This window comes from Nonomuraea solani, from assembly GCF_900108335.1.
GTDB lineage: Bacteria > Actinomycetota > Actinomycetes > Streptosporangiales > Streptosporangiaceae > Nonomuraea > Nonomuraea solani.
This window is the reverse complement of the sequence record NZ_FNVT01000057.1, coordinates 1-10,069: the sequence shown is the minus strand read 5'-3', so window position 1 is coordinate 10,069 and position 10,069 is coordinate 1. Positions and strand designations below refer to the sequence as shown.

The window sequence follows — 10,069 nt, the reverse complement described above, 5'->3', positions numbered from 1 at the left end:
TTCCTGGCCGGCTTCATCCCGATCGTCGGCATCCTGTTCGCCGGCGCGGTCGCGACCCTGGTCACGCTCGGCGCGAAGGGACCGATCTACGCGCTCATCTTCATCGGCATCCTGATCGTCGAGCAACAACTGGAAAACCACGTACTCCAACCACTGATCGTCGGCCGGGTACTGCACTTCCACCCACTGGCGATCATCCTCGTCCTGGCCGTCGGCGGCATCCTGGCCGGCATCGCGGGCGCCGTCGTGGCCGTGCCGATCACCGCCATCCTCTACCGAGCCATACCCGAACTCTTCAAGAACGACCCGATCCCCCTCCCGGCAGCACCGGCCCCGAAACCACCGGCACAGACCGTACCTCCTGAGAAGGAGAACTGACGGGTTCGGAGGCGGGCGCAAACCTGCTCGTTCAGCTCGCAGAACCGGCGAGCCCCGCTCAAGAACTGTTGCCTGTCCCACTCCGGCAGGTCCGCGGGGCCGTCACCGAAGCCCGCTCCGGAAGGCGCCAGACGCCACGCGGGCCCCGCCGGACGTGCTGCGGGGCCCGCTGCGCGACGGTTTTACAGGCCGGTCATCTCCAGGCTGACCACGTACGAGTACGCCGTCTGCTCGGTCCCGGTGAGAGTCCTCGTGATGGTCCTGGTGGCGCCCGTGGCGAGCCCGGCGCACGTGCTGCCGAGGGCGGTCACCGTGCCGAGCAGGTCGCCCTCTCCCCAGACCGGGCCGTCGGTCTCGCGCAGCTCGAAGTCCACGTCCTGAGAGTTCAGGATGATCGAGGTGGGGTCCTCGAACTCGCCGGGATCCCCGTCGCCACCGGCGTTCATGCCGAAGTAGTTGGCGTTGATCCTGGGGAACAGGTTCCCATCGACCAGGAACCGGACCTCGTCCCGGCCATCCCGGTCGGCCACGTTGCCGGCGTCGATGTCGTACAGTTCCACGCGGCACGAACCGGCCATGGCGGCCGCCGGGCCCGCGGCCAGCGCCATCGGCGCCACCAGACCTCCAGCCAGGGCGAGCGCGGCGATCAGCTTGTGAGAGTGCATGTGTCCTTCTTCGTGGGTACGAACGCTCCGCGGCCTTCGCGGAACATGGCCTCACAATGGGACAGGCAGCGTGAGCGCATCATGAGAGCCCAGGTCAGCCGCCCGGAGCACGTCGCATCCGTGGATTCGTGCACAGCCGGGCGACCCGTCCGCACCTGTGTTCCGGGCCATGGGAGACCACCGATGACGTCGTCGGTGTACGGGGTGAAGATCCCCTCGGGCCGTCTCTCTCCATCGTCCTGCTCACGGGGAGACCGGAGCGGCCCCGGCCACCGGGCGTGGTCAGTCCACGGGGGCGTTCGGCCGGGTGAAGGAGACCAGGTGGTCGATCTGCGCGAACCCGGCTGCGTCGAACAGTGCCCAGGATGGTTCTGGATCGCCGGTGGCGTACAGGATCGTCTCCGATGCTCCGTGTTCGCGCAGGAGGGCGTCCGCCTGGAACAGCAGCGCCCGTTCGAGTTCCTCGTCGGCGTGGCCGGCCACCGCGCCGAACCACCACAGGACGCCGAGGCCGCCGATCGGCTCCTGGGCGACCAGTTCGGCCGAGGCGTCGTCGTCTCGGGCCTTCAGCCACCAGCCCGGCGGGGTGCTGCTGGCGATGACCTCGACCGCCGGGCCCGCCGGAGCACGGGGATCGCAAGGCGTCGTACGGCGCAGGTAGCGCCAGGAGCTCCGCGCGACGAACCCCGCGTGTTCGAGGACCTTTCGTGTCACGGGCCGGTGCCCCGTCGGCAGGGCGGCCGGTCCGGCCGGTCCTTGGCCCGGCGCGGCGGTGAAGGCGTGCACGGGTTCACCGCCGCCCAGCCGGTGAAGGGCGTGGCGAACGAGGTCCTCGACGACGTCGAGGACCTCGTGTCCGTGCAGCCACAGGATGTGCCCGGCGCTGCGATCCCGGTGTGCCGCGTACGAGACGACTCCTGCGACCCGGCCGTCCGCATCCGCCAGAATGTCGGTTCTGGGTGGGTCGAGGTCGTCCCAGGGATCGTGCCGGGCCGTTCCGGCCAGGGCCTGGCCGAGCATCTGCGAGGTGCACGGCGGCCGGCCCGGCAGACGGTCGGCGTCGATGAGCGCGAGCACCGCCGCGCTGTCGGAATCCTGGTAGGGGCGCATCCCGGTCACGGGTGAACGAGGGAGCGGGCGGAACGGGGCGAGGATCTCGTTCGCGGACAGCGTGTTGCCCGTGCTCGCGGCGGTTCTCATCACGGCGGCCGCCATGGATCCCGCGGACCGCGGTGGGACCACCAGGAGCCGGAAGCCATCGTGACCACCGCGCATCACCCTGATGGTGTTCGGGGTCGCCGGCAAGCCGCTGACACGGACGAAACAGCCGTCGATGAGCAGATGGGCCGGGACCTCGTCCCAGGCGGCCGTGTCGAGCCCGACCCGCAGGATGGGCCCGAGCCGGTCCTGCAGGAAGCGGACGAGGGCGGGCAACTCCCGGCGGAGGTCGCAGGAGTGCGGCCACCAGGCCCCGTCGAGGGTCCCGTCACGGGTCAGCGTGGGTTCGAGGAACACCCGGGCCGGCCGGAGAGCGATGGGTGCGAGTGATGAGTGGCGGTTCGGCATCGGGCGTGCCGCCTGTCTCCGGCATGGAAGGCCGGCTGTGTCCGGGGCGACGCCGACGCGGTTGCCAGCATGCGAAATGTCCCAGCTAATCCACCATACGCCGACTGGGGCTGAACCCGGTCCGGGCCCGGACTCAGGCCGATGTCAGGTCAGACGGCCACGATGTTCTCCACTCGTCAGGGGGCTCGGCTCGATGCCGCGATCCGATGGGGGGATTCTCCTGGCGATAAGGTGAGGTTCTGGGCGGAGTCGCGGCCTTGCGGTTCCCAGAGGTGTTCCGGTCGGAGTGGCGGTGAGCGGCGAAGGTTGGCTTCGGGTGCCGATAGGGCCGCAGGCTCACCGCTGGCACACGATCTCACCCGCCCGCACCGTTCTCGCGGTGGCGCGCACCGTGACCACCGCCGGTCGGCTGCTGGAGCTGCTGCCGCTGTTCCAAGCCGATCGCCGCGTCCAGGTCCTGTTCACCGTCGGCGACGGATCGGCGTTCGACGACGGGGTGACCGACTACCTGCGCGAGGTCCAGGCCCGTACCGTCTCGTGGACGCAGGCCGTCGACACACCGTTCGACCTGGCCATCTCCGCCAGCGCCAACGGAGATCTGCACCGGTTGAAGGCACCGCTGCTGCTGGTGCCGCACGGCGCCGGGCACAACCGGCTCATCAGATCGGCCGACGGGCGGGCCGAGGTCTCGGGCCTGGCCCGGCGGCAGCTCGTACGAGAGGGGCGCGTGGTTCCGGCGGCCATCGCGCTGTCGCACCAGGAGCAACTGGCCCGGCTGGCGCGCGAGTGCCCCGAGGCGGTCCCCCGTGCCGTGGTGACCGGCGATCCGATCTTCGACCAGCTCGTGGCCAACGCGGAGCGACGCGACCGGTACCGGCGCGCCCTCGGCGTCGCCGGCGATCGCAAGCTGGTGCTGCTGAGCTCGACATGGGGCGAGCACTCGCTGCTCGGTGCGAACGGCGACCTGGTGGCCCGCCTGGTCACCGAGCTGCCTGCCGACGAATACCAGGTGCTCCTGGTGACACACCCCAACATCTGGTACGGCCACGGCGGCCTGCAGGTGCGGCTGTGGCTGGCCGACGCCCGCGAGGCGGGGCTGATGCTGCTGCCTCCCCGGCGTGGGTGGCAGGCGGCCCTTCTCGCCGCGGACGTGATCGTGGGCGACCACGGATCGGTCACGTTCTACGGTACGGCCCTGGGCCGCCCCGTCCTGCTCGCGTCCTCCGGGCACGAGGCCGAGGAGCTGGATCCCGGCTCCCCCACGGCCGCCCTGTGCCGGGTGCTGCCCCGGCTCGAACGGCGGCGCGGCCTTGAGCGGCAGATCGAGACCGTCATGGCCGGTCACCGGACCTACCAGGAGGTGACGAGCCGGACCCTGGGCATGCCCGGCCGGGCGAAGGGTCTGCTGCGCGGCCTGGCGTACCGGTTGATGGACCTGTCCGAGCACGACTCCGCGCCCCTCTCCATGCCGCTGGCCGAGCCGTGCGCGGAACGCGACGAGGTGCTCGCGTTCCTGGTGGAGGCCGACGTTCAGGACACCTCCGTAACCCTGCGCCGCTTTCCCGCGGTCCCCGGGCACGAACCGGACGACCGGGTGCGCGACGTTCATCTCATCGTGGCCGCCCACGTACTGGATCGGCGGCTGCTGGAGAGTGCGGCGATCATCATCCGCGACGACGCGATGCCGGGCTGGGCCGCTGAAACGCTGCGCCGTTACCCCGGATGTCATCTCGCCGCGGAGATCACCGATGCGCGATCGGTCCATCTGACCCTGCGGGACGGGCGTCGTCTCCTGGCCTCCGTACGAGGCCGTCCACCTGACCCCTGGTGCTTGCCATCGGCCGTGCACGGCCGGCTGACGAACGGCCGCGAGCCGGAGGACATCACCATCCAGGTGGGTGGGCAGGAGTTCCGCATCAGCGTCACCCCCCCCCCCGTCCTTTTTGAGGCCTAACCCATGGAGGCCAGGCGGGCCCGCAGCAGGTCGGCCTTCGGCACGTTTCCCGAGGCCACGCAGACCGCGAGGGCCCGCGCCAGATGCGCCCTGGCGCCCTCACGGTCGCCTGTGTCAGCGGACAGTTCGGCCAGCAGCTCCCATGCCTGCGTCTCACGTACGGGGCCGCCGCTCTCGCCCAGGAGGGCCGCGGCTGTCTCCGCCGATCGCACCGCCCGCGCATGGTCGCCGAGCGCGCGATGGGCCTGGCTCGTCCCCAGGTGGATCCGGCCTTGCCCGGCCTGGTCGGCCGTGAGGTGCAGTGCGCGCTCGAAGGCGGCGATCGCCTCGCCGTACCGGCCCGCCTGGTTGTACGCCAAGCCGAGGTGGTAGGTCTGCAGGCCGACGCCACGCGCGTTGCCGGCCTCCTCGTGGATGGCCAGCGCCGTGGTGAAACGCTCGGCCGCCACGTCGGGGTCCCCTTGTGCGAGAGCCGCGCGCCCCAGCGACTCCAGGACCACCGCCTCGATTTTGCGGTCGCCCGCTTCGAGCGCCGCCCGCCACGCGCGGCCGAGCTCCTCGCCCGCCTGGTCGTACTCCCCGAGCTCCACATGGGCGCGGGCGAGTTGGTTGCGCATCCTGGCCTCCACCGCCGGCTCACCGAGGCGGAGCGCCGCCTGTACGCCCAGCCGGTTGGTCTCCAGCCAGTCCGCGTAGTGGCCGCGGTCGTGGTGGATCGGCCACAACGCCTCGGCGATCTGCCAGACGATGTCGTCCCATGCGCGGGCCGCCGCCGCCCGTACGATGGCGAGCACGTTCGCGCGCTCCGCCTCCAGCCAGCCGACGGCTTCGCCGCGCGTGCGGAACGGCCGCCCCACGGCCGCCAGGCGTGCCCGGTGGTCGGCCAGGCGCAGGCGCGGCCCCATCTCGGCGTCGGCGGCGGCCACCTGTCCCAGATACCACTCCGCCACTCGCCGCAACGCGGCCTCCCGCTCCCGCGCGGGCTCCTGCCGCTGCCCGCAACGAGCCGCGTGCAGCCGGACGAGGTCGTGGAAGCGGTAACGGCCCGCCTCGACCTCGTCGAGGAGGTTGGCGTCGAGAAGCAGGTCGAGCGCCTGGTCCGGCCGGTCCGCCAGGACGGCCCGGGCCACCCCGAGCGGGAAGCCCGCGCCCGGAACGCCGCCCAGCAGCCGGTAGAGCCGGGCCGCTCCCTCCGGCAATCCCTCGTACGCCGCCTGGAACACCGCTTCGACGATGGCCCCGCCCTCCGTGGCCAGGTGGTCGAGCCGCTGGTCGGCGTCCATGAGATCGCCGACCAGCCGGGCGATCGTCCAGGTGGGACGCTGGACCAGCCGTGCCCCCGCCACCCGCAGCGCGATCGGCAGGCCGCCGCAGAGCCGTACGAGCTCGCCGGCCCGATCCCGTTCCACGGACACCCGCTCCTCGCCCAGCATGCCGGCGAGCAGTGACACTCCCTGCTCCTCCTCCAGCGGCGCCAGCATGACCGGCCTGGCCCCGGCGACGAGCAGTTCGCCAAGCCGGCGATGGCTGGTCACGACCACCGCGCTGCCGTCGGAGGCCGGGCACAGCGGCGTGACCTCGGCGGCGTTCTCAGCGTCGTCCACCAGCACCAGCAGCCGCAGGTCGGCCGTCAGGCTGCGGAACATGCCCGCCCGCTCCGACAGTTCCGCCGGGATCCACGACTCGTGCACGCCGAGCGCGCGCAGGAAGCCCGCCAGAACTCCGCTCACCTCAGCACCGCCGCGATGCCGCAGCGCCTTGAAGTCCACATAAAGCTGCCCATCACCGAAGCGTTCCCGCGCCTGGTGCGCCCACTGGTGACTGATCGCGCTCTTGCCGACCCCCTTCAGGCCGCTGATCACCGCGACCGCGGGCCCTTTCTGAAGAACGTCGTCCAGGAGCGCCAGCTCTCTGGTCCTGTTGACGAAGTCGCGCGGCATGGCGGGCAATTGCCGGGGAACCCGGACGGGCGACGGGGGCGAGCCGCCGAAATTGACCGTCCCGATGTTCCCGGCCTGCACCACACCGCCGGTCACCTGCCCGGACAACTCGTTACGCGTCCCGGTGCCGTCCGTTTTCTCTTCCTTGCCGGGATCATTCACCGTGTCCGCCTCACCAGGCCGTCGCGCCCAAACCCGCGTTTATACACCTTCGTGCAAATATGTCCGTATTAACGAAGTCAACGCCATGCCGCTCCGTCATATCCAATCAGTAAATCGAGCCGAGCCGGGCCCTCAGCCCGCAGACCGGTCATACGCTGGAGGAAACCTTCCTGGCTAGAGAGGCGCGATGGACCCGAGCGTCATTCCCACGCTGGCAGCCGTCATCTCCGCGATAGTCGGTGGCGCCGCGGGCGAGGCCGGCAAAAATGCCTGGGCCTCTCTGACCGCGCTCATCCGCCGGCGCTTCGGCGACGACGACGCCGTCGTCTCCGCCATAGAACGTGCCGAAACACGGCCCGCGGCGGAAACCGCGGAGATCATCGCGGTCCGCGCCGCAGCGGATCCCACCTTCGAGGAAGAACTGCGTCACTGGACCACCGAAACCGTGCGCTTCGTCCAGAGCAGGCACGACGTGTCGAACACGATCAGCGGCGACGCCCGCGTCACCGGCCCCGTGCTCCAGGCGGGCGATGTCCACGGATCGATCAACTTCGGCAAATCCTAGCCCGGCATGGCCCTGATCGTCCCGGCACCTGCTGGTCACCTCTTCTCGAACCGTTCACGGGCCTGTCGAAATCGCCGAGATCCGGGCAGTCCGTCCCGCCGGTTCCAAGAGCGGGCCGTCTCCACATTTTCAAAATTGACCGCCTTCGGGCGCAGGATCGCCTGCGGAAGGGTATTTCGGTAAGGAAGACTTCCGGATCAGCCGGTTGCGGGGGCCGCCCGTCGACGGACGCCTTTCGCCATCTCCTTCCCGACCAAGGGGGTTCGATGCCACCACTTCGCATGCACCATGAGCACCATCCCGGGGCCACCGTGATCGCATTGGCCGGAGAGCTCGATCTCGCCACCGCGCCGGCCCTGCATCACTTCGTCCATGAGGTCCGCCGCAGGCCGGCCGACCATCTGATCTTCGACATGGCCGATGTCGCCTTCGTCGACAGCAGCGGGCTGCGCGTGCTGCTGGACGCCTACACCGTGGCCCACCAGTTCGGCGGCGCCATCCACCTGACCGCGCTTTCCGGGGCGCCGGCGCGCCTGATCGAGGTCACCAAGCTCGACGAGCGCTTCCGCCTGCACACCACCACCGCGAATGCACTGGCCGCCATTCTGGCCGGCCCAGGTCGGCCCGCACCGGACGTGGACACGGTGACAAGCATCGACCGCACCTGAGAGCGAGGGCGGCCTCCAGCAGTGCGACCAGATCACCTCGACCTGTGGGCGACTGAACGGAATGGCGCAGGCAGCCGGCGCGCGAGGAGCAGTCGGCGCCTTTGAGGGGCCGCCGTGCCAGGGTCGCCCCGGCTCATTCGGCCGGTGGCTGAATCAGGGGCAATCACCGTAATGAGTACTAAGGTGGAATCAAGCGGGACACCCGCCGGAGCCCGACGAATTCGTCCACGCAGTCTCATGCGAAGGCCAGGAGTCGCCGACTCAGTACGCCGGACGATGTCGAGCGGTGATCACACCGCCCGTTCCGTGGAACGCGTGGCTCTACCTGGGGACAACATGGCCGATGACCGGCACGGAAACCCCGCTGATCGAGCACGGTTCGGAACCGAGCCCGTGCGCCCCGCCGGCAAGGCGCCCCGCTGACAGTGGCCGGCGACGGCCACACCCCGGGAACTCCTGACGGTGCCCTGACGTGGATCATCGCCGATCCGGACGGTCTGGTCACGCTCATCCGGCATACCCCGCTCCGCCAGGAGATTTGAGATGTTCGCGAAGTTCACCGACCAAGCACGGCGTTCCGTCATTCTGGCGCAGGAGGAGGCCAGGACGCTCAACCACAATTTCATCGGCACCGAGCACCTTCTTCTCGGTTTGATCCATGAAGGTAAGGGTTTGGCCGCCCAGGCGCTGAAAAGCCTGGGCGTCAGCCTGGAAGGGGTGCGCCGGCAGGTCGAGGAGATCATCGGCCAGGGCCGGCCGACCGAGCCGGGGCAGATTCCGTTCACCCTGCGCGCCAAGAAGGTCCTGGAGCTGTCGGCCCGGGAGGCCGTGCAACTGGGTCACGACTACGTCGGCACCGAGCACATCCTGCTCGGGCTCATCCGTGAGGGTGACGGTGTGGCCACTCAGGTGCTGGTCAGGCTTGAGGCCGACCCCGGGCGGATCCAGAACTGGGTGCTCCAGTCGCTCCCCGGGCGCGAGACCGGCGAGCCGGCCCCGCCCCTGGCTTTCCAGGAGCCGGCCCGGCCGGCCTCCAGGACGCTCGATCAGTTCGGCCGTAACCTGACCCAGGCGGCCCGTGAGGGCAGGCTGGATCCGGTGATCGGCCGTGAGAAGGAGATCGAGCGGGTCATGCAGGTCCTCTCGCGGAGGACCAGGAACAACCCGGTGCTGATCGGCGAGCCCGGCGTCGGCAAGACCGCCGTCGTGGAGGGCCTGGCGCAGGAGATCGTGCGCGGCGAGGTGCCCGAGACGCTGACGGACAAGCAGCTCTACACGCTTGATCTCGGTGCTCTGGTGGCCGGTTCCCGTTACCGCGGCGATTTCGAAGAGCGCATGAAGAAGGTGCTCAAGGAGGTCCACGACCGCGGCGACATCATCTTGTTCATCGACGAGCTGCACACGCTCGTGGGGGCGGGCGCAGCCCAGGGCTCGATCGACGCCGCCAGCATCCTGAAGCCGATGCTGGCCCGTGGCGAGCTGCAGACGATCGGCGCGACGACGCTGGACGAATACCGGAAATACCTGGAGAAGGACGCGGCGCTGGAGCGGCGGTTCCAGCCGATCCAGGTGGCCGAGCCGTCGCTCAGCCACACGATCGAGATCCTCAAGGGGTTGCGCGACCGGTATGAGGCGCATCATCGGGTGTCGATCACCGATGACGCGCTGGTGGCGGCGGCGCAGCTGGCCGACCGTTACATCAGTGATCGTTATCTGCCGGACAAGGCGATCGATCTGATCGATGAGGCCGGAGCACGGCTGCGCATCCACAGGATGACCCCTTCGGCCGGCTCGCGCACCGAAGACGTCGTCACCGAAGAGCTGATCGCCGAAGTGCTGGCGACCGCGACGGGCATCCCGGTGTTCAAGCTGACCGAGGAGGAGTCGCAGCGGCTGTTGCGGGTGGAAGATGAGCTGCACAAGCGGATCATCGGCCAGGACGATGCGATCAAGGGGCTGTCGCGGTCGATCCGGCGGACCCGGGCCGGGTTGAAGGACCCGCGCCGGCCGGGTGGCTCGTTCATCTTCGCCGGCCCGTCCGGGGTGGGGAAGACGGAGCTGTCCAAGGCGCTGGCGGAGTTCTTGTTCGGCGATGAGGACGCGCTGATCAGCCTGGACATGTCGGAGTTCATGGAGAAGCACACGGTCTCGCGGCTGTTCGGCTCGCCTCC

8 protein-coding genes are annotated in these 10,069 nt (G+C 69.8%); 5 read left to right on the top strand and 3 right to left on the bottom strand.

What is annotated here, in order from left to right; genetic code table 11:
• Nucleotides 1-378: AI-2E family transporter (locus C4V41_RS60220; RefSeq protein WP_146104198.1), on the top strand; the 378-nt coding region annotated here is incomplete at its 5' end.
• Between the two features lie 182 nt (nt 379-560).
• On the opposite strand, the gene C4V41_RS60215 is transcribed toward C4V41_RS60220, so the two are convergent.
• Together C4V41_RS60215 and C4V41_RS60210 are read right to left on the bottom strand one after the other, a co-directional pair.
• Nucleotides 561-1,043 (bottom strand): hypothetical protein, encoded by a 483-nt coding sequence (locus tag C4V41_RS60215; protein WP_103964982.1) that lies wholly within the window; start codon nt 1,041-1,043, stop codon nt 561-563.
• 282 nt (nt 1,044-1,325) lie between these two features.
• On the bottom strand, nt 1,326-2,609 hold the full coding sequence (locus tag C4V41_RS60210; RefSeq protein ID WP_103964981.1) for a DUF5994 family protein: 1,284 nt from the start codon (nt 2,607-2,609) through the stop codon (nt 1,326-1,328).
• A 379-nt stretch (nt 2,610-2,988) separates the two neighbouring features.
• Here C4V41_RS60210 and C4V41_RS60205 point away from each other — a divergent pair, with 379 nt between their 5' ends.
• Nucleotides 2,989-4,563, top strand: a complete 1,575-nt coding sequence (locus C4V41_RS60205; RefSeq protein ID WP_103964980.1) for a CDP-glycerol glycerophosphotransferase family protein — start codon at nt 2,989-2,991, stop codon at nt 4,561-4,563.
• Here C4V41_RS60205 and C4V41_RS60200 read toward each other — a convergent pair.
• Nucleotides 4,560-6,665, bottom strand: a complete 2,106-nt coding sequence (locus tag C4V41_RS60200; RefSeq protein ID WP_146104295.1) for a tetratricopeptide repeat protein — start codon at nt 6,663-6,665, stop codon at nt 4,560-4,562. The genes C4V41_RS60205 and C4V41_RS60200 overlap by 4 nt on opposite strands.
• A 187-nt stretch (nt 6,666-6,852) precedes the next feature.
• Here C4V41_RS60200 and C4V41_RS60195 point away from each other — a divergent pair, with 187 nt between their 5' ends.
• The 3 genes from C4V41_RS60195 to C4V41_RS60185 all read left to right on the top strand — a co-directional run.
• Nucleotides 6,853-7,230 carry a hypothetical protein gene (locus C4V41_RS60195; protein WP_103964978.1) on the top strand — a complete coding sequence of 126 codons (378 nt, stop codon included), beginning with the start codon at nt 6,853-6,855 and terminating at the stop codon, nt 7,228-7,230.
• 266 nt (nt 7,231-7,496) lie between these two features.
• Nucleotides 7,497-7,898 carry an STAS domain-containing protein gene (locus C4V41_RS60190; RefSeq protein ID WP_103964977.1) on the top strand — a complete coding sequence of 134 codons (402 nt, stop codon included), beginning with the start codon at nt 7,497-7,499 and terminating at the stop codon, nt 7,896-7,898.
• A gap of 543 nt (nt 7,899-8,441) precedes the next feature.
• Nucleotides 8,442-10,069 (top strand): ATP-dependent Clp protease ATP-binding subunit (locus C4V41_RS60185; protein ID WP_103964976.1); only part of this gene is annotated, 1,628 nt, incomplete at its 3' end.

Bases quoted from the DNA above. Each gene is read 5' to 3' on its own strand.
- C4V41_RS60215 (WP_103964982.1), bottom strand. From the start codon at position 1,043: ATGCACTCTCACAAGCTGATCGCCGCGCTCGCCCTGGCTGGAGGTCTG.
- C4V41_RS60210 (WP_103964981.1), bottom strand. From the start codon at position 2,609: ATGCCGAACCGCCACTCATCACTCGCACCCATCGCTCTCCGGCCGGCC.
- C4V41_RS60195 (WP_103964978.1), top strand. From the start codon at position 6,853: ATGGACCCGAGCGTCATTCCCACGCTGGCAGCCGTCATCTCCGCGATA.
- C4V41_RS60190 (WP_103964977.1), top strand. From the start codon at position 7,497: ATGCCACCACTTCGCATGCACCATGAGCACCATCCCGGGGCCACCGTG.